The 20,629-nt window shown below is 38.6% G+C and carries 17 protein-coding genes; 7 read left to right on the top strand and 10 right to left on the bottom strand.

Annotated elements, in window-relative coordinates:
• Positions 1-1,626 carry a M28 family metallopeptidase gene (locus H5092_RS11770; protein ID WP_182724432.1) on the bottom strand — a complete coding sequence of 542 codons (1,626 nt, stop codon included), beginning with the start codon at positions 1,624-1,626 and terminating at the stop codon, positions 1-3.
• Between the two features lie 113 nt (positions 1,627-1,739).
• Here H5092_RS11770 and H5092_RS11765 point away from each other — a divergent pair, with 113 nt between their 5' ends.
• The 4 genes from H5092_RS11765 to H5092_RS11750 all read left to right on the top strand — a co-directional run bounded on the left by H5092_RS11765 (position 1,740) and on the right by H5092_RS11750 (position 7,872).
• Positions 1,740-2,552: a DUF3025 domain-containing protein gene (locus H5092_RS11765; protein WP_096793172.1), complete on the top strand. Its 813-nt coding sequence runs from the start codon at positions 1,740-1,742 to the stop codon at positions 2,550-2,552.
• Positions 2,549-3,337: an ABC transporter ATP-binding protein gene (locus H5092_RS11760; RefSeq protein WP_024596859.1), complete on the top strand. Its 789-nt coding sequence runs from the start codon at positions 2,549-2,551 to the stop codon at positions 3,335-3,337. Before H5092_RS11765 ends, H5092_RS11760 begins: the two co-directional genes overlap by 4 nt.
• Positions 3,330-4,538, top strand: coding sequence for an ABC transporter permease (locus H5092_RS11755; protein WP_182681438.1), 1,209 nt, complete (start codon positions 3,330-3,332; stop codon positions 4,536-4,538). Before H5092_RS11760 ends, H5092_RS11755 begins: the two co-directional genes overlap by 8 nt.
• Before the next feature lie 274 nt (positions 4,539-4,812).
• Positions 4,813-7,872 (top strand): ATP-binding protein, encoded by a 3,060-nt coding sequence (locus H5092_RS11750; RefSeq protein ID WP_182733558.1) that lies wholly within the window; start codon positions 4,813-4,815, stop codon positions 7,870-7,872.
• Between the two features lie 19 nt (positions 7,873-7,891).
• On the opposite strand, the gene H5092_RS11745 is transcribed toward H5092_RS11750, so the two are convergent.
• The 6 genes from H5092_RS11745 to H5092_RS11720 all read right to left on the bottom strand — a co-directional run bounded on the left by H5092_RS11745 (position 7,892) and on the right by H5092_RS11720 (position 14,775).
• Positions 7,892-8,737, bottom strand: coding sequence for a UDP-2,3-diacylglucosamine diphosphatase (locus H5092_RS11745; RefSeq protein ID WP_024596856.1), 846 nt, complete (start codon positions 8,735-8,737; stop codon positions 7,892-7,894).
• Between the two features lie 233 nt (positions 8,738-8,970).
• Positions 8,971-10,695, bottom strand: a complete 1,725-nt coding sequence (locus H5092_RS11740) for a proline--tRNA ligase (protein WP_182733557.1) — start codon at positions 10,693-10,695, stop codon at positions 8,971-8,973.
• An 89-nt stretch (positions 10,696-10,784) separates the two neighbouring features.
• Positions 10,785-11,489, bottom strand: a complete 705-nt coding sequence (gene tsaA / locus H5092_RS11735; protein ID WP_024596821.1) for a tRNA (N6-threonylcarbamoyladenosine(37)-N6)-methyltransferase TrmO — start codon at positions 11,487-11,489, stop codon at positions 10,785-10,787.
• Between the two features lie 213 nt (positions 11,490-11,702).
• Positions 11,703-12,272, bottom strand: coding sequence for an outer membrane beta-barrel protein (locus tag H5092_RS11730; RefSeq protein ID WP_002961225.1), 570 nt, complete (start codon positions 12,270-12,272; stop codon positions 11,703-11,705).
• Positions 12,273-12,531: 259 nt separating this feature from the next.
• Positions 12,532-12,996 (bottom strand): acyl-CoA thioesterase, encoded by a 465-nt coding sequence (locus tag H5092_RS11725; RefSeq protein ID WP_024596822.1) that lies wholly within the window; start codon positions 12,994-12,996, stop codon positions 12,532-12,534.
• 132 nt (positions 12,997-13,128) lie between these two features.
• Positions 13,129-14,775, bottom strand: a complete 1,647-nt coding sequence (locus H5092_RS11720; protein WP_182733556.1) for an electron transfer flavoprotein-ubiquinone oxidoreductase — start codon at positions 14,773-14,775, stop codon at positions 13,129-13,131.
• A gap of 221 nt (positions 14,776-14,996) precedes the next feature.
• Here H5092_RS11720 and H5092_RS11715 point away from each other — a divergent pair, with 221 nt between their 5' ends.
• Together H5092_RS11715 and H5092_RS11710 are read left to right on the top strand one after the other, a co-directional pair.
• Positions 14,997-15,746, top strand: coding sequence for an electron transfer flavoprotein subunit beta/FixA family protein (locus tag H5092_RS11715; protein WP_182733555.1), 750 nt, complete (start codon positions 14,997-14,999; stop codon positions 15,744-15,746).
• Entirely contained in the window at positions 15,747-16,673 is a 927-nt protein-coding gene (locus H5092_RS11710) for an electron transfer flavoprotein subunit alpha/FixB family protein (RefSeq protein WP_182692832.1), read from the top strand. It begins immediately after the preceding gene.
• Between the two features lie 139 nt (positions 16,674-16,812).
• Here H5092_RS11710 and asnS read toward each other — a convergent pair whose 3' ends face one another.
• A complete protein-coding gene (asnS, locus tag H5092_RS11705; RefSeq protein WP_024596826.1) occupies positions 16,813-18,210 on the bottom strand; it encodes an asparagine--tRNA ligase in 1,398 nt (465 codons plus the stop codon).
• A gap of 297 nt (positions 18,211-18,507) precedes the next feature.
• On the opposite strand from asnS, the gene H5092_RS11700 reads away from it, so the two are divergent.
• Positions 18,508-18,942 (top strand): ATP-binding protein, encoded by a 435-nt coding sequence (locus H5092_RS11700; RefSeq protein WP_002961231.1) that lies wholly within the window; start codon positions 18,508-18,510, stop codon positions 18,940-18,942.
• A 4-nt stretch (positions 18,943-18,946) separates the two neighbouring features.
• Here the strand turns inward: H5092_RS11700 and H5092_RS11695 are convergent, their stop codons facing one another.
• On the bottom strand, positions 18,947-19,576 hold the full coding sequence (locus tag H5092_RS11695; RefSeq protein WP_024604311.1) for a Vat family streptogramin A O-acetyltransferase: 630 nt from the start codon (positions 19,574-19,576) through the stop codon (positions 18,947-18,949).
• A 35-nt stretch (positions 19,577-19,611) separates the two neighbouring features.
• Positions 19,612-20,628 (bottom strand): ABC transporter ATP-binding protein, encoded by a 1,017-nt coding sequence (locus H5092_RS11690; protein ID WP_007586793.1) that lies wholly within the window; start codon positions 20,626-20,628, stop codon positions 19,612-19,614.
• Position 20,629: the final 1 nt, after the last annotated feature.

The following is a 20,629-nucleotide window of genomic DNA, read 5'->3' as shown; positions in this document are numbered from 1 at the left end:
CTACTTACGTTGAAATTCTGAGTTTGCATTCCACGTTGGCCATTGCTCTTGCTCCGAAATATCAAAACCTACTTTATAAAACAATTGTAAGTCTTGAACAGCACCCGATAAATCCCATTCGTCACGGTAACGATCACACGGTTGATGATAACAACCGCGAAGTACTAAACTCATGCGTTTACGGTAATTAGCTGTCTCTTCGTCAGCTGCGACTGTGCCGCCACCTGCGTACATGGCTGGAATGCCCATATTAGCAAATGCGAAGTGATCAGAGCGGTAATAACCACCAGATGATGGTTTAGGATCGCCTGATATTGTTCTGCCTTGCTCTTTAGCTGCAGTTGCTAAAAACTCATCCATTTGTGACTTACCAATACCGACCACATTCATGTCTTTTACTTTGCCTAATAAATTTAAGCTATCCATATTTATGTTAGCGACTGTTTTATTAGCTGCAATCACTGGGTTAGCTGCATAGTACTTAGAACCTAGTAAGCCTTGCTCTTCAGCCGTAACTGCTAAAAATGTCATTGAGCGGCTAGGGTGCTTTGGTAATTTAGTAAACGCTTCAGCTACTTCAATTAGCCCAGCGGTACCCGTTGCATTGTCGTGAGCACCGTTATAAATTTGATCGCCTTTACGTGTTTTATCTGTACCTAAGTGATCCCAATGAGCCGAGTAAATAACATGCTCATCTGGTTTCTCACTACCAGGTAAAGTGGCAATAAAGTTATACGACACTGATTTTTTAATCGTATTTTTAACATTAACAGAAGCAGTTAAATCGCCCATATCAACATGGTAAGCACTTTTAGCAGCATTTGTTTTAACGGTATCAAAATCTAAACCTGCTTTAGTAAAAAGCTCTTTTGCTACGTCAGTTGTAACCCAGCCTTCAACGGCTACGCGGTCCATGTTGTTGTTTTCTTTTTGAAAACCAAACTGCTCGCCGCTCCACGAGTTTTCAACAACCGACCACGGGTAAGAAGCAGGTGCTGTTTCATGAATAATAATTGCACCAGCGGCACCTTGTCGACTCGCTTCTTCGTATTTGTATGTCCAACGACCGTAATAAGTCATTGCGTCGCCAGTAAATAAAGTAGGGTCTTTTGTTGCAAAGCCCGGATCGTTAACCAGCATTACAACCGTTTTACCTTTAACGTCTAATCCATCGTAATCATTCCAATTGTATTCAGGTGCGTTAACGCCGTAGCCCACAAATACAAGTTCAGAATTTTCTATGCCTTCTTGTGCGCTTATGCGGCTGCTACCCATAACCATGTCTTTTTTGTATTGATAGTCTTTACCACCAATACTTAATACCATGTTTGCATCAGCCTCAAGCGACACAAGTGGAACTTCTTGTAAGTAGCTGTCGCCATTACCTGGCTCTAAACCTAGGGCTTTAAACTGCGCAGTTAAATAATCAAGCGTTAGCTTTTCGCCAGGTGATGAAGGAGCACGGCCACCAAACTCATCCGATGCGAGTACTTTTACATGTTTAGCCAATTCATCAGCTTGAATACTGTTATAACCATTTGTTACATCAGTAGGTGTAATACTTGTTGTTGCGCAACCTGCTAAAACAGCAGTAGCGAGGAGTGTGAGAGAGAAATAATGTTTCATGTCAGCTCTTTTTTTGTTTTAAGTTGTGATTAGTATATTAACTTCTATTAAGTAGAACCAGTTTTTGCGGTAAACTTCTCGTAAATTATAGGCATAAATTGTTAAAGGTTTAAATGAAGCGTTTTACTCCCCCCGAGCAGTGGCAAATCAGTAGTTTAGAAACAGGTGCATTTGCGCATTTACGTGAGCTATTTAAAGTTAACGAACTAACAGATTGGCCGGCGCCGCAGTGGTTTTCTCCATTTTTAACTGCTATTAATGAGAATAATATTCCTATTACTTTTGAAGATGATGCAAAGGTAGACTTTGGCGAGCGGTATTACGAGCAAGTAATTTTTGAAACGGGTGTTGTACCTACACGAAGTGAAAATTGGCATGACTTATTTGGTGGGTTTATATGGTGTTTATTTCCAAAAACCAAAGCGTTAATAAACCATAGACATGTGCAAGATATAGCTGAGCATGGACTGCAACAGCGTACTAAGCATCGTAATGCACTAACGCTTTTTGATGAGTGTGGTGTTGTATTAGCTATAAGTGAGAGTAAATGGCAGCAGTGGCTTTGCGATCACCAATGGAAAACTGCATTCGTTGAACACAAACATGAGTGGGGTAAAACAATAAAACCTTTTATGTTTGGTCATGCTAATTATGAAATGCTAACAAAGCCTTATATAGGTTTAACGGGTAAAGCGTTATTTGTTTGTGTACCGAATGAAATATTTTGTAAAGATTTAGTAACTCAATACCAGTACCTTGACCAAGCCCTTTATGAGATGATTAATACAGATAACTGCTTAGCCGATAACAAAAAGCTTTCACCACTGCCTTTATTAGGTGTGCCAGGCTGGCATGACGAAAACAAAGATGACTCTTTTTACAACAATACAGATTATTTTAGAGCGAAACGAAGGATGCGAACATGATAGAAGTTGCTGGGCTTAAAAAGAAATTTAAGCTAACTAAAGATCACAAAAAAAATAAAATAGACGACATCGATCCTCGTGAAGATAAAGACTACTTTCACTCAGTACGAGACGTTAGTTTTAGTTGCGCTAAAGGTGAGGTACTTGGATTGCTCGGCCCAAATGGTGCGGGAAAAACGACGACACTGAGAATGATTTCAACCGCGTTAAAGCCCGATGAAGGCTCAATAACGATTGCTGGAAACGATATTGTAAAAAAACCGCTACTGGGCCGTAAGTCTATTGGATTTTTATCAGGCTCTACGGGTTTGTATGGCCGCTTAACTGTAAAAGAAAACATAGAGTATTTTGCAAAGCTTCATGGCATGAACAAAAGCGATATTGCATCGCGTTGTGATGAGCTATTTACATTGCTAGACATGCACAAATTTGTAGATAAACGGGCAGAAAACCTTTCAACAGGTATGAAGCAAAAAGCAAATATAGCGCGTGCAGTTGTTCATCGCCCAGCAGTTGTGGTACTTGATGAGCCAACAACGGGTCTTGATATAATGACAACACAAACCGTTATTAAATTTATCAAAGGTTTAAAGGCGCAAGGGACGCCTGTTATTTTCTCAACCCATCATCTAGATGAAGTAGCTCTTTTATGTGACCGTGTCGCTGTAATTAACGAAGGTATTAGCTGTTTTGACGGGACAGTAGAAGAGTTTAAACAAGCAGGTAATAGTGATGAGCTTAATCAAGCGTTTATGAATATATTAACGGAGAAACATGATGTTTGAGGTATTTAAAAAGGAATTAAGAGAGTTATTACGCGATAAAAAAACGCTATTATTTGTAGTCGCGCTCCCTGTTGCTATATTTCCGTTATTGTTTGCCGTAATGGCATTTATAAGCTCGCAAGCTGCAATGGACGCTGAGCAAAAAGTAAACACTTACGCGATAATCAACGGTGACTACGCACAAGAGTTTACAGATAAAGTGTTTTATCACAAAAGTTTTGAGCTTTATAAAGGGGATAAAACCTTTAACAATATAGATGAGCTTAAAGCAGGTGTAATCGCTGGCGATATTGATATGGGTATTTATTTACCAAGTCATGCTGTGCAAACATTGGACGATGGAAAACAAAGCCAGTGGCAGGTTGTTTTTAACGATTCAAAATCTATCAACTTTTTATTCGAACGCGTTAAAGAGCTCGCAAAAGAATACAGTGACGTGCTGCAAACTCAAAAGCTAATCAGTTTTGGTATTGAAGAGTCTGTTCAAAAATCTATTCTTAATCCAATTGAAGTCATAAAAGTAGATACCGCCGATAAACGTGAAAACCTTGGCGAAAAAATTGGCGGTTTTTTACCTTACCTACTTATTCCATTAGTATTGATGGGGGCAACTTATCCCGCTATTGATTTAGGCGCTGGCGAAAAAGAACGCGGCACACTAGAAACACTCCTACTTACACCTATTACGCGTACAGAGCTGGTGCTTGGTAAATTTATAACCTTGTTAACTACATCCATTGCCTCCACAACCATAACCGTCTTAAGTATGGGCTGTTGGATAGCATTGGCGCTCGCATTTGCCGATCTTGATTTTATTAAAGCCGCGTTTAGTACATTAGCAGTTACCGATTTACTAATGATATTTGTACTATTACTACCTGTTGCAGCTATATTTTCGGCCTTAGCTCTGGCTATATCTATCTATGCTCGCACGTTTAAAGAAGCGCAGAATTATATGGCACCACTTAGTATGGGCGTATTTTTCCCGATTATTATTTCAATAATGCCAAATATGGAACTAACTGCTAAAACAGCATTCATTCCTGTTACAAACGTAGCATTAGCAATTAAAGAAATAGTAAAAGGGACTGTTGATTACACATTTGTAGGCTTAATATTTTTAGCCACTGCAATCATTGCTGCTGGGCTATTGGCATTTTGTGTTAAGTGGTTTAACAGAGAAGATGTGCTATTTAGATAATGTACATAAAGGTTTTAAGAATATATAAAAGGTAGCAATTGCTACCTTTTATACTTTGAAGCGATTAATAGTTAAAATAGCTCATTTATTAATTTTGTAAGCCAATATTTTTTAACCCATTCATTTAAAATTCACATAAGGGTTGTGCTCTAAATAAAACTAATGATTTAGTCTTTTTATTATAAAAATTATAGCGATAACTGATTAGTTAGATGGTCCAATTCTTTCGTTAATGCTCTATACTAATAACAATAAAAATTTATGGTGAAGGTAAATGCTAAAAAGAAATATTTTGTTGAATGTAACAAAAAATAATAAATTAATGCTCGTTGCAACAATAATATTTGTTCTTATAGCTTTACCATCTCTGTATTTGTTCGATCAAAAAGTAAGAAGTGATGTTTATAATTCAGCTCAAATAGAATTAAAGCGTGAACTTGAAACAAAAAGCCTTTCATTAAAAAAACATCTTAAAGACAGTGTTATCGCCATTCGCTTTTTAGATGCTACACCACCAATACAAGGCATTACCCGCGCTAAAGAAAATAAACTAATTGATCCTGTTCTTGGTACGCCAATAGATGTTTGGCAAGAGCGCTTAGCAAGCATTTTTACTGGTTTTATGCAGACCGATGACAGTATTTTGCAAGCTCGCTATATTATGCTCGAAGATGGTGGGCAAGAGATTGTTAGAGTTGACCGAAATCAACTTGGAGAGATTAATCGACTGCAAGGTCTGCAATTACAAAAAAAAGGTCAACGCGATTACATAATCAAAGCAAGCATGCTTGATAAGAAAAGTGTCTATATTTCTCCAATTAACTACAACCGTGAAAATGGACAGATACAAGAACCTTATATAAGCACTTTTCGTGTTGCTAAGCCTGTTTTTGATGAAAATAATAAAATATTTGCAATATTAGTTACTAATTACTTTGCGGATAAATTACTTGAAGATTTAACAGTTGAATCTCCACAAGGGACGCAGATTTACCTTATGAATAATGAAGGTGAATTTTTATATCATCCAAACCCTCAACTTCGATTCCGTTTTGAATTTAATAAAACTAAAACATGGTCTGAAGAATTCTCTACTGCAACCACCATGACAGAGCAAGGCACTTTACCAATAAGTAATTATCCAGTGGCTTACACTTTAAAAAAACGAATTTCGTTTGAGGGTGATATAGCCATGCTACCTTTAGAGCTTGGTGTAAGTGTTGATACAAAAACATTGTTTGCAAAGGTGAATGAGAGACGTCAAAACTTTATTGCAATGTTAGTGGTATTTTTTAGCATATTTTTAGTTATTGCTTTTTTATACCAACGCTTTATAAACCGTAAGCTGTTAATTAATTCTCTAAAAGAGCAAAACAATAAAGTAATAGAAAATTCTTTGGATGCTATTTTTACAATTGAGCAAAACGGCGAAATTGTTCACTTTAATAATACCGCTAAAGAGGTTTTTGGTAGTTCAATTTCAGGCACTAATCCTGATTTTGTCTCGCTGTTTAATTTAAACGACGCAGACACTAATTGTATACAAGAGACTATTACAAACGGTTCAAAAATGCCGTTTGAAGCTATCTACACAGATGGTTATGGCAACAAACAATACTTTTCTATCACGCTTAGTAGTATTTTTGACGTATATAATAACCGTTATCAGGTAGCGGCTATTTTAAGAAATATTAGCTCATTAAAAAATACGCAATCAGAGCTCGAAGCGTTAAACAGTACTCTGGAGCTAAAGGTTTCACAAAGGACCATTGAACTAGAACGTGCAATTGACCAAGCATTAGCAGCAAGCCATGCAAAAAGTGACTTTGTAGCAAATATCTCTCACGAAATACGCACACCAATGAATGGCGTACTAGGGATGCTTGAAATGCTCAAAGAAGATGGCTTAACCGATCAACAATACCATTATTTAAAACTAGCAAATAGCAGTGCTAACTCACTGATGAACTTGATTAACGATATTCTCGATTTTTCGAAAATAGAAGCGGGTAAGCTTGATATTGATAACCATACATTTGATGTTGTGACAGTATGTAGCGATATGATTAGCTCTTTAGCTTTACAGGGCCAACGCAAAGGTCTTGAAGTATTTTTAGATACTAAAGATGTAGTAGACAGAATGGTTATTGGCGACAGCCATCGACTTAAACAAATTTTAATTAACTTAGTTAATAATGCATTTAAATTTACCCACCGAGGTGAAGTAAGTTTAACTGTCGGTTCTAAGTACATAACTGACTCAAAATTATTAATGAGCTTTACAATAAAAGATACCGGAATTGGTATAGCGCCTGAAAACATAGACAAACTATTTGAAGTATTTACACAAGAAGATTCAAGTACAACCCGTCATTTTGGTGGTACAGGCTTAGGCTTATCTATATGTAAAAAACTTGCTCAGTTAATTGGTGGTAATATTACAGTTATAAGTAAAAAGGGCGTGGGTAGTACCTTTACCGCAACGGTTGAGCTACACGTTGCACAAGAGAAAAAATTAAACACAGGTATAGAGCTTGCTACAAGTATCAACGTAGCTGCATTAATAGCGCGCGATAACGTTTATAAAAACGTATGCGACTTATTGTTATTAACCTGCAAAGTAAAAGCAGAAAACATTGTACGACTTGACTACTTTAGTGAGCACAAAGAGTTTGAAGCTGACTTATTATTGATTGACGATGAGCATCCTCAAATTGATGCCCTTATTGATTATTGTAAACAGTTTAATAAAAAGTACGTCTTAATTTTACGCGACATGGTGACCGATAAACCGACTAAAATGATATTACCTGAGGGTAGCCACATTCTAAATAAACCGCTTACCCAAGATCAATTTAGCTATAAGTTAGCCAGCTTATTTGGTGCCAGTAATGATTGCATTATAGCGCCACCAAAAGGCTTGGAAGAGGAACAAGTAGAGCCTGACCTATCTGCGTATCATGTATTATTAGTTGACGATAATATGATAAACATTGAAGTAGCTAAGGCAATATTAAAACGTACTAAAGTAAAAATCACTTGTGCGTCAGACGGTATAGAAGCCTTAGAAGCACTGAGAGAAAACGAAGAGCAAGCTTTTGATGTTATTTTAATGGATTGCCAAATGCCTAATTTAAATGGCTATGATACAACAAGTGAAATCAGAAATAGTAAGGCCGGGGTAGATTATACTCACATACCGATTATCGCTATGACAGCGAGTGCGATGGAAGGTGATAGAGAGCGTTGTTTAGCTGCTGGAATGAACGACTACATTACTAAACCAATTAAACCACAAACTTTAAAAGACAAGCTAATTACTTGGTTAAGTTAATCGTTTTGAAAATCAGCTGCTAAGCAGCTGATTTTTTTGGTTTGGTATTTGTTGACGTATTTAAAGGCGTGTTAAGAATAGCTATGTCTGCGCTATCGAGTATAAATTGTGTATCTGACCAATGTAGTAATTCTATCTTTCCATCTTGTTGCTCTACAAGCGCAGTACAGCTCTCAATCCAATCACCATCGTTACAGTACATAATACCGTCATCCACTTTAATTTTGGGATGGTGAATGTGTCCACAAATAATACCGTCTACGTTTTGTTTTTTAGCTTCATGAACTGCGGCATCTTCAAAGGCACTAATCGCTTCTCGAGCTTTGTGTACCCGAGCTTTTATCCACGATGCAAGCGAGTAGTAGTTACCACCAAATATTTTACGTATACGATTGGTCCAGCGATTTAAAAATAATAAAAAGTCGTATCCTGCATCCCCCGCAATACTAACAAGTTTGTTATAACGAGTCGCTGAATCAAAGTCGTCGCCGTGTATAAGCAAAAACCGTTTATTAGCTTTAGTGGTGTGAATAAACTGCTGGTGGATTTCAACACCAAATAATGTTTGATTTATATAGTTTCTAAACGCTTCATCATGATTACCGGGAATATAAATGACACGTGTACCGCTAGCTGCTTTTGTTTGTATGCAGTTTAATACTTCATAATGAGAAGGGTGCCAATAAAACTGTCGCTTCATTGACCATAAGTCAATAATATCACCCACTAAATAAAGTGTGTCAGATTCTACCGAGTTTAAAAAATCAAGTAAGTAATCAGCTTTACAATCTTTGTAACCTAAATGAACATCAGATATCCAAATGGCTGGATAATGTTGTTTTTTACGCAGTTGATTGTTTGTCATGCCCGTCATCCATAGTGTAATAATTAAACACTGTAGATAAATCTAATGACACTTATGAGACACTTTAGCGAAGCCTCCATGACAATTTATACCAAGGCCGTAATTAAATGATTTCTACAAAGCTAGGAAAGGTGAGTCATTGAGCAGCTATTATTACGTATTGCTATTAATCGCGCATAAAAAAGGCCGCATTTTATATGCGGCCTTTTAGTCCATTTTGAGCGTGCGTGTTATTAACCTTTAACAGCCGCTTTAATTGCATCAATTGCTGTATCAATATCAATCATTAGCTTTTCACCGGTGCGGCGGTTTTTAAGCTCAACTTTATTCTCGTCAAGGTTACGCTCACCAATTACAAGCGTGTAAGGTACACCAATTAGCTCCATGTCATTAAACATAACACCAGGGCGTTCTTTACGGTCATCAAATAACACATCAACACCTGCATCTTTTAAACCCTGGTAAAGGTTATTTGCAATATCAGGAATACGATGTGATTTGTGCATGTTCATTGGAACAATCGCTAAATCGAATGGCGCGATTGATTGTGGCCAAATGATCCCGTATTGATCGTTGTTTTGCTCAATAGCAGCAGCAACAATACGTGAAACACCAATACCGTAACAACCCATGGTCATGGTTTGGTTTTTACCACCTTCGTTTAATACGCCCGCTTTCATTGCTTCTGAGTATTTAGTGCCAAGTTGGAATATATGACCTACTTCAATACCGCGTTTTATTTGTAAAACGCCTTGGCCACATGGACTCATATCGCCTTCAACAATATTACGAATATCAGCAACTTCGTAATCAGTTACGTCACGATCCCAGTTAATACCGCTGTAATGCTCGTCGTCTTTATTAGCACCGGCAACAAAATCAGCAAGGATATTAGCGGCTCTATCAACAATAATAGGCATAGATAAGCCCACAGGGCCTAATGAGCCAGGTTTTGCACCAATAGCAGCAACAATATCTGCCTCTGTTGCCATTTCAAGCGGAGAGTCTACTAATGGGTGCTTTTGAGCTTTCAATTCATTTAAATCATGATCGCCACGAAGTACAAGCGCCACTAAACCACGTACATCGTTTTCATCAGGTGCACCGTAAACAATTAAGGTTTTAACACCGCGATGAGGTTTTACACCGTAGTGCTTTTTAAGCTCATTAATTGTTTTAGCGTCAGGAGTAGGGAATGCTTTTAACTCTTTACTTGCTTCTGGGCGTGGATCGTTTGGCGCTAGTGCTTCTGCTTTTTCAATATTAGCTGCGTAATCACTGCCATCACTAAATGCAATGGCATCTTCGCCCGACTCAGCAAGTACATGAAACTCGTGCGATAAGCTACCACCAATAGACCCAGTATCAGCAAGTACAGGGCGGTAATCAAGGCCTAAACGCTCAAAAATGTTACAGTATGCTTTGTGCATCGCTTGATAAGTCGCATCTAAACACTCTTCACTTAAGTGAAAAGAGTAGGCATCTTTCATTGTAAATTCACGAGCTCGCATCACACCAAAGCGAGGGCGACGTTCGTCGCGTACTTTAGTTTGTACTTGATATAAAGTAACAGGTAACTGCTTGTAGCTGCTTATTTCTTTACGTACGAAATCAGTTATTACTTCTTCGTGTGTTGGACCAAGTGCAAACGTACGGTTATGACGGTCTGTGAAGCGCATAAGCTCAGGACCAAATTCATTCCAACGGCCAGACTCTTCCCACAAATCAGCGGGTTGAATTACAGGCATTAGCATTTCAATAGCACCTGCTTTATCCATCTCTTCACGTACAATGTTTTCTACTTTACGTAGCACACGTAAACCAGAGGGTAACCAAGTGTATAAACCCGAAGCGACGCGACGGATCATACCGGCTCTAAGCATTAACTGATGCGATACGATTTCAGCATCTGATGGCGTTTCTTTAAGTGTTGCGAGTATATATTGGCTTGTACGCATGTTTTTTCCGAAATAGAGTAATTATGTTCTTTTAATAGAGCTTAAGTTTAACAGCGGATGCTTTTACACTAAAGCGCTAAGTGAGTTATTTAGTTTTTTTCTATGATTGTTACTACGTTATGCTCGCCATTGACTTGCCAGCGAATATTATAATTGTACAAAGTCATACCATAGCTTTGCTCGCCGTCTTTTTGTTTTTTATAGGCAGGGCGGGGATCTTGTTTTAAAACATTAGCTATAAAATCATGTAAATCTGGGTATTGTGTTTGCGCATTAACAAACTCAATTGCCTGAGGGCTAAATTCAACCGTCATTTGTGTTTCTGGGCGTGTATCTGCAAAGCCAGCACTGGCGTCAAGCATTGCATCTGAATAGGGTAAGTACGGTTTAATATCGATAATGGGGGTGCCATCAAGTAAATCAATGCCAGCGAGTAATAAACTAAGTTGTCCGTTTTTATATTCAATACCTTCAAGTTTTACTGCGCTCATACCAATCGCGTTTGGTCTAAATGTAGCGCGGGTAGCAAATACACCTTTTCGCTCATTCCCACCTAAACGAGGTGGGCGAACCATAGCAGAATAACCTTTATCGGCCGTTTCATGAAAACGAAATAACAACCAAATATGAGTAAATTCATCTAAACCACGTACAAACTCTTCGCGATTAAAATCAGGTGCAAAAATAAGTTTTGCCTTGGCTTGTGGCACTAAACGAGGCTGCCTAGGTATAGCAAACTTTTGTTTATAAGGAGATTCAATGTGGCCAATAGCCGAAATGGTATAATCGCTCATAGTACTCGGGTACAAATAAAATAGAGCGCTATTCTACCTGCATTTAGTATTTATGACATTAGTGTAAGTAAGTTTATTGCTTATAGACCAAGCGGTTTAAAATCACTTATTAGACTGAGTGGTTTATATTTTGTATTAATATATTTAAAAAGGACCTAAAACAAAAAAGGGCAAGCTCATAAGCTTACCCCTCTGATACATGTTAAAGATTAATTAAAACATGTATTGAACTGATACAGACGCTACATCCATGTCTGGATCAATATCGTCATCAAGTTTGTAGCGTTCGTACTCTAAACGAAACTGTACATTTGTTGTAAGTGCGTATTCAATACCCGCACCGTAAAATGCATCACCACCATCTGTAGACGCTGTTACGCCACCTACTGGTAAATCTTGTGTGTAATCTGCATCCCACTCAAGCCAACCGCCTTTTGCATATACAGAAAAGCTCTCTGTTATTGGGTAGCCCAAACGTGCGGCAAGCGATACGCCATCAATTTCAGCTTTGCTGTCTATATCACTTACTTCATCAAAGTTTTGATAAGCAAGTTCTAAGCTTAGGTATTCGTTAAACTGAGTACCAATATAGCCTTTAAGCATTTGTGCATCGTCGTCAAAGTCAGTGTCGTTGTCACTGTCTTCAAATTCAAAAGAATATTGACCGTAACCGATACCAGTATAAATACGTGGAGAATCGAAATCAGAAATGTCAGCGTGTGCTGCAGAGTTAAAACCCAGTGTTGCTAGTGCAATAGCTGAAAGAGAAAGTGTTTTAATCATTGAATAGCTCCTTTACAAAAAATAATCAAATGCTTGATTTCATTAATCAAACTTCAATTATCTACTTGCAGCGAGCGTGCCAATATTAAAATGGATTAAAAACACGCCATAATTGGTTCTTTTGTATTGGTTTTTACATTGTTTAGCGTGTTTTATAATCAAAGTGAACTTTTGCGTAATCGTGTACTCTAAAATAAGTTGTATGTTTTACAAAGTATAATGAGTTTTTTACATAGCCTTACTCTATTTAAATTACTAATTAGACTTTATGAAGCAAGTTTTCTGTTTCAATTGCTATTTCTTTCATTTTTATAGCGTAATTTTCTAATTTAATGTCTTCATCGGTCACTGCTTTAAACGAAGGCACTTCTATTGGGTAGCCCGTTTCATCCATTGCAATAAAGCTGATAACACAATGGTTTGTTTCAACCATATTTTGCGTTTTTGGATCGCCACACCTAACTTGAATAAATATTTGCATGCTACTTCTACCCGTATGGGCAATTTTAGCTTCTACTTCGACTATTTGACCCACTAAAATAGGGCGTCTAAATTTAACACCCGCAACCGAAACAGTTACGCAGTAATGACCACTCCAACCTGCAGCGCACGCATAACCTGCTTGGTCAATCCACTTCATGACGGCCCCACCATGAACTTTACCACCAAAATTAACATCAGTAGGCTCTGCTAAAAAACGAAAAATAACTTTTGACGACGGCATAATTAACACTCTTATTATTAAAACTACTATTAGCATAACGTAAAAAAGGGGCCGAAGCCCCTGCAATTTAGGATATGTTTATAATTTATATGTAAAAAACGTAGTTATATAGCTATACAGCGCATAATTTAGTTACATATTAGGATAATTTGGCCCACCTGCACCTTCAGGTGTTACCCATGTAATGTTTTGGCTTGGGTCTTTAATATCGCAGGTTTTACAGTGCACACAGTTTTGGGCATTAATAACAAACTCTTTATTGCCTGCAATTTCTTGTACTTCGTAAACGCCTGCTGGGCAATAACGTTGTGCGGGTTCATCAAATTTGACTAAATTTACATTAATAGGAATTGACGCATCTTTAAGCTTTAAATGACACGGCTGTGATTCTTCGTGGTTAGTATTTGATAAAAACACACTTGAGAGTTTATCAAAACTAAGGTGTCCATCTGGTTTTGGATATGCAATTTTGTCAGCGGCGTTAGCATCAACAAGGGTAGAGTGATCGGGCGTATTATCTTTAAACGTAAAGGGTAAAGCGCCATTAAAGATGTTTTGATCAAGCGTATTGTACGCACCACCTAAAAATTTACCGAGTTTGTGCATAGCAGGGCCAAAGTTACGAGATTGATATAACTCTTTATATGCCCACGATTGCTCAAACGCAGTTTGATAATGAGTTAAATCGGTATTTGCTAACTCATTTTTCAGTGCTTCAAAAATAACTTCAGCAGCAATCATTCCCGATTTCATTGCGGTGTGATTACCTTTAATTTTTGCAAAATTAAGTGTGCCTGCATCACACCCTACAAGTAAACCACCAGCAAAATGCATTTTTGGTAATGAATGCAAGCCACCTTTAGCAATAGCACGCGCACCGTAAGCAATACGTTCAGCGCCTTCAAGTACGTTTTTAAATACTGGATGGTGCTTCATTCGCTGAAACTCATCAAACGGGCTCAAATGTGGGTTTGAGTAATTTAAATCAACAATTAAACCAACAACAACTTGATTTTTTTCACTGTGATACATAAATGCACCACCATTAGTATCGCCGCTAAGTGGCCAACCTGTACCATGAACTACCTTGCCAAGCTCATGTTTACTTTCATCTATTTGCCAGATTTCTTTAAAGCCTAAACCGTAATGCTGCGGCGATGAATCTGCATCAAGTGCAAACTCATTGATTAGTTGTTTACCTAAATGACCTCGGCAACCTTCGGCAAAAATAGTGTATTTTGCACGAAGCTCCATGCCTGGCATGTAACCGTCTTTTTCATTACCATCTTTGTCTACACCCATATCGCCAGTAATAATGCCTTTTACTGCTTCATCTTCAATTATTAAAGAGTGTGCGCTAAATCCTGGAAATATCTCTACGCCTAAGCTTTCAGCTTGCTCTGCAAGCCATCGACATACATTGCCCATAGATACAATGAAGTTACCATCATTATGAAATGTTTTTGGTGTAGCAAAGTGGGGGATTGATGTCGCTTTTTGCTCGTTATTAAACCAATAAATTTCATCATCAGTTACTTTGGTTGTAACCGGTGCGCCAAGCTCTTGCCAATTAGGTAGTAGTTCATCCAAAGCTCTGGTTTCAAAAACAGCACCAGAGAGTACATGTGCACCTACTTCAGAACCTTTTTCGACTACGCAAATCATGCACTCTTGTTGTTTTTCTTGTGCTAATTGCGCGAGTTTAATTGCACTTGAAAGCCCAGCAGGGCCTGCACCAACAATTACTACATCAAATTCCATGGTTTCACGTTCGACCATAATAACCTCTTTATCTATGACGGACTTATTTGAATGTTTACTACGCATTTAAATAAGGTGTACAGCCTATTTATAACCTTGCAAATTAAACGTTACAGACTGTGAATAGTTAAAGGTTATTTTAGGTTGACGTTTACGTCAACAGGAAGTAGTCTAATTTCATAAAATAAATAGGTTGACGTGCACGTTACCTTGTAGGTTTAAATAATTATGGAGTTCCTATGAAAGTTCTCGTACCAATAAAAAGAGTGATTGATTACAACGTAAAAGCACGCGTTAAAAGTGATAACAGCGACGTTGATTTAACCAACGTTAAAATGGCAATGAACCCGTTTTGTGAGATTGCTATAGAAGAAGCAATTCGCCTTAAAGAAGCCGGTACCGCCACTGAAGTGGTTGCCGTAACTATTGGTCCAAAAGCATCACAAGAACAATTACGCACAGCATTAGCATTGGGCGCTGACAAATCCATTCACATCGAAACCGATGAAAAGCTCGAGTCACTTCATATTGCAAAACTACTCGCTAAAATTGTAGAGCAAGAAACGCCTGAACTTGTCATTTTAGGTAAGCAGTCAATTGACTCAGATAATAATCAAACAGGTCAAATGCTTGCTGCATTAACTAATCGCGGGCAGGGTACATTTGCATCAAAAGTTGCTATTGAAAATGGCAAAGTAAACGTAACTCGCGAAGTTGATGGCGGGCTGCAAACGGTAGCACTTAATTTACCGGCGGTTGTTACAACTGATTTACGCTTAAATGAGCCTCGCTATGCATCACTGCCAAATATTATGAAAGCCAAACGTAAGCCGCTTGAAGTAATAGCAGCAGATTCGCTTGGTGTTGATTTAACACCGCGTATGCAATTAATAAGTGTTGAAGAGCCAGCTAAACGCACCGCAGGAATTATTGTAGAAGACGTTGCACAGCTTGTAGAAAAATTAAAAACAGAGGCAAAGGTGATTTAAATGAAAACACTCGTAATTGCAGAGCACGACAACGGTGCCTTAAAACCAGAAACCTCAAAAACTATTAACGCTGCAGTAAAAATGGGCTTTCCTATTGATGTACTAATAGCAGGTAACAACTTAAGCGCAATGAGCTCACAAGTTGCAAGCATTGATGGCATAGCTAATGTTTTAGTTGCCGATAATAGCGTTTATGAACATCAGTTAGCTGAGAACATGAGCGATTTAGTTTTATCACTTAGCGACACCTACAGCCATATTGTTGCAAGTGCTACTACAACGGGCAAAAACTTTATGCCACGTGTTGCCGCGCTATTAGATGTTGCGCAAATTTCTGAAATTATCGCAGTAGTGGACGCCGATACATTTAAACGTCCAATTTATGCAGGTAATGCAATCGCCACGGTTAAATCACTCGACAGTAAAAAAGTAATTACCGTACGTGCCAGTAGCTTTGATTTACAAGGTGAGCAATCAGCTGTTGCTATAACAAGCATTGATACAGTATCAGATTCGCAATTAAGCAGCTTTGTAAGTGTTGAGCAAACAGAATCAGAACGCCCTGAGCTTACAGCTGCTAGTGTGGTCATATCGGGTGGTCGCGGTATGCAAAACGGCGAAAACTTTGCATTACTTAATGGTATTGCCGATAAACTAGGTGCAGCTATTGGTGCATCGCGTGCAGCAGTTGATGCAGGCTTTGTACCTAACGACATGCAAGTAGGGCAAACAGGTAAAATTGTAGCGCCTAATTTATACATTGCAGTAGGTATTAGCGGTGCTATTCAGCATTTAGCGGGTATGAAAGACTCAAAAGTAATCGTCGCGATTAATAAAGACCCTGACGCACCTATTTTTCAAGTTGCAGATTACGGTTTAGTGGCAGATTTATTTGAAGTACTGCCACAGTTAGAGAGTGCTTTATAGCCTTCAAATAAACAAACTTATTCTGGTTGAAAGCCGTGGTGCTCTTTGAGTGCTGCGGCTTTTTTATTCGGTAGATTAAAGACACAAAAAAACCAGCCTATTGGCTGGTTTTTAGTATTTATATACATCTTACTAAATATTAGTAAGTTGCGCTGCCTTTAGTACGAGGGAAGGCAATAACGTCACGTACGTTGCCCATACCTGTTACATAAGCAACTAAGCGTTCAAAGCCTAAACCAAAGCCTGAGTGCGGCACGCTACCGTATTTACGTAAATCGCGGTACCAGCTGTAATCTTCTTTGTTTAAGCCCATTTCTTCTAAGCGTGCATCAAGTACATCAAGGCGTTCCTCACGTTGTGAACCGCCAATGATCTCACCAATACCAGGTGCTACAACGTCCATTGCGGCAACAGTTTTACCGTCTTCGTTTTGGCGCATGTAAAATGCTTTAATGTCACGAGGGTAGTTTTTAATAACTACCGGTGCTTTAAAGTGCTCTTCAGCTAAGTAACGCTCGTGCTCAGACTGTAAATCTACACCCCATTCAACAGCGTACTCAAACTTTTTGCCACAGTTTTTAAGGATTTCTACAGCGTCTGTGTAGTCAACTTGTGCAAAGTCTTTATCTACAAATTCTTCTAAACGCGTAATTGCGGTTTTTTCTACACGTTGTGCAAAAAACTCCATGTCATCACGGCGCTCTTCAAGTACGGCTTTAAACACATACTTAAGCATGTTTTCAGCCAATTTTGCTATATCTTCTAAATCAGCAAACGCTACTTCAGGTTCTACCATCCAAAATTCTGCAAGGTGGCGAGATGTATTTGAATTCTCTGCGCGGAATGTAGGGCCAAATGTATAAATTTTTGACATTGCAGACGCGTAAGTTTCGCCATTTAACTGACCAGATACAGTAAGGAATGCTTCTTTACCGAAGAAATCTTCGCTGTAATCAACTTCGCCTTTGTCTGTAAGTGGTAAGTTTTGCATATCAAGCGTTGATACACGGAACATCTCACCCGCACCTTCACAGTCACTTGCCGTAATGATTGGCGTGCTGATCCAGTAAAAGCCTTGCTCGTGGTAAAAACGGTGAATAGCTTGTGCTAAACAGTTACGTACACGTGTTACTGCGCCAATCATGTTTGTACGAGGGCGAAGGTGAGCATGCTCACGTAAGTACTCAATGCTGTGGCGCTTTGCCGACATTGGGTATGAATCTGGATTCTCTACCCAACCTAACACAGTCACTGAGTTAGCTTGAATTTCGTAAGATTGACCTTGGCCAGCAGATTGAACTAAAACACCAGTAACCGACACAGAACAACCGGCTGTTAAGCTAGTAACTTCATCATAATTATTCAGTGAATTAGGAACTACCGCTTGAATAGGATCAAAACACGAACCGTCATGAACGGCTAAAAATGAAATTCCTGCTTTTGAATCGCGGCGAGTACGGATCCAGCCTTTAATTGTTACTTGGCTGTCTACCGCAACATTGCCTTTTAATAGCTCTGAAATCGCTAAATGGCTCATCTTCACTCCAATGATATAAGTTGCCTAACTATTTTATTTTAACTGTGCGCAACACGCGGGCATAAATTGCACATAAACGGCGCTGCACTTGAACCCTGTATCTTACCTAGTAAAGTTAAATAAAAAAACTATTGTGGGCAACTCTTTAAAAGTTTTTATGCATGCGGTTTATTTTTAAACAGTTTTTAGAGTTTAATTGCCACTATTATGATTTGTTGCTCTGAAATTTAATGATTTTGTGGCATTATTAACATCCAAACTAAATTAATATTTATTCACCCTTAAAAAATCGATGCTATGAAACAAGTTTTTATTTTACGAGGACTACCAGGAAGTGGTAAGTCTTACTACGCGCAAAGCCTTGCTGACGAATTAGGTGGAGCCGACGAAAGTCAGTATCTAATTTGCTCAACTGATGATTACTTTAATAATGAGCAGGGCGAATATCATTTCGATAAATTTAAGTTACCACAATTTCATAATTTAAATTTGGCGCGCTTTATAAATGCACTTGCTCAAGGCATTCCATTGGTGATTGTAGATAACACCAATATTAAAAAGTGGGAATTTATAGCTTACTCTCAAGCTGCCGTTGCTTTAGGTTATCAAGTAAAAGAAGTGATAGTGGGTGAAGTAAAAGACAAAGCTATGCAGCACCTATACGCTAAACGAAACTCACATAATGTGCCGCTAAAAACAATAAGTAAAATGGCCTACATGTTTGAGTGGTAATCACTTAGAGATTAGATAAGGCTTTTATATCGCATTGTGTAATGGCATCTAAATGAGCAGTGATTTTTTCATTGCTCCAATCCCACCAAGCTATATCTAGCAGCGTATTTATTGTTTTATCGTCAAATCTGGTTTTTATCACTTTAGCGGGATTTCCACCTACAACGCTATAAGCAGGTACATCGCAGGTAACAACTGATTTACTGGCAATAATAGCGCCGCTGCCAATTTTTACCCCGGGCATAATTGTAGCGTTATAACCAATCCAAACATCATGACCAATTTCTGTATTGCCTTTAAAGGGTAAATCATTTGATTTTGGTACAAATTTTTCCCAGCCATTACCAAATATAAAAAATGGATAAGTAGAAAATCCAGAAGTTTGATGGTTAGCGCCATTCATTATAAAAGTAACGTCTTTAGCTATCGCACAAAACTTACCTATGATCAGACGATCCCCAATAAAATCGAAATGGTAAAGCACATTTTTTTCAAAATTCTCAGGGCCATCAGGATCGTCATAATATGTATAATCGCCTACTTCAATATTGATAGAAGTAATATAGTTTTTTAAAAAACCTACTTGAGGAAAACCTTCCATTGGTGAAGGATTATTGGGGTTTGGTCCGTTCATGGGGTTTCCTCTTAACTTTGAGTTAGGTATAGATATTAATCTATAGATTTATAAACGGCTAGTGGGTGCGATGTGCTTAGTGATACATGCACTTCGTCGCCTGGGTTTACCACAACTTCATGGCTTACTCGGCTAGTTACCACCGTAGAACACGCAAGTTTTACAGCGCACAAGCGGCTGCCACCTTCAAAGCGTACCCAAATCACTTCGCCGTTATTACCAACACTGCTTTGTACAAGCAATACATCGTCAGGGCGTAGTAGTACATCAACGTCGCCACTTTCACAGTCAACGCCATGAGCTGGCGCATTACCAATTGAGGTAGTGGCTTGTCCTTGGCTAAATTGGCCGCTAATAAAGCTGGCTTCACCTAAAAAACGTGCTACAAAGCGATTGTTTGGGGTACTAAAGCAGCGCTCGGGTGTATCGATTTGCTGAATTTTACCGCCTTTAAGCACACCAACACGATCGCCAACTGAGAGTGCTTCTTCTTGGTCATGTGTTACCCAAATCGCCGGTACGCCAGCGGCTTTAAGTGCGTTTCTAATATCCCAACGAAGCATGTCTTTAAGAGCGGCATCTAAGTTTGAAAGCGGCTCATCAAGTAATACAAAGTCAGGTTGGTGGGCAAGGGTACGCGCAAGTGCAACGCGCTGCTTTTGTCCGCCAGAAAGCGTTGCTGGTTTTTTGTCTCTAAAATCGCTCAACCCAAGTAGGTTTATCCAATACTCAGCAGGGGCTGTATCTTTTAATCTAAAGCAAATGTTTTGCTGTACGGTTAAGTGCGGAAATAACGCAAAATCTTGAAATACCATGCCTACACTGCGTTTTTCAGGAGGTATTGTTAATTTGGGTGTAGCGCGCCATTTACCTGTGTTTATTTCGCCTTCGCTAATAGGTATAAGGCCAGCAAGGGCTTGTAAAATTGTACTTTTACCACAACCTGTTGGCCCTACAAGCATAAGGATTTCGTTTTCACCTAGCGATAAGTTTAAATCGCTTACTACGCGGTTACTGCCATAATCTATAGACAACTGACTTACAGATAGCATT

The sequence above is a fragment of the Pseudoalteromonas sp. SR41-7 genome, from assembly GCF_014163935.1.
GTDB lineage: Bacteria > Pseudomonadota > Gammaproteobacteria > Enterobacterales > Alteromonadaceae > Pseudoalteromonas > Pseudoalteromonas distincta.
Note: the sequence above shows the minus strand (reverse complement) of the source record. Positions and strands in the feature narration are given on the sequence as shown.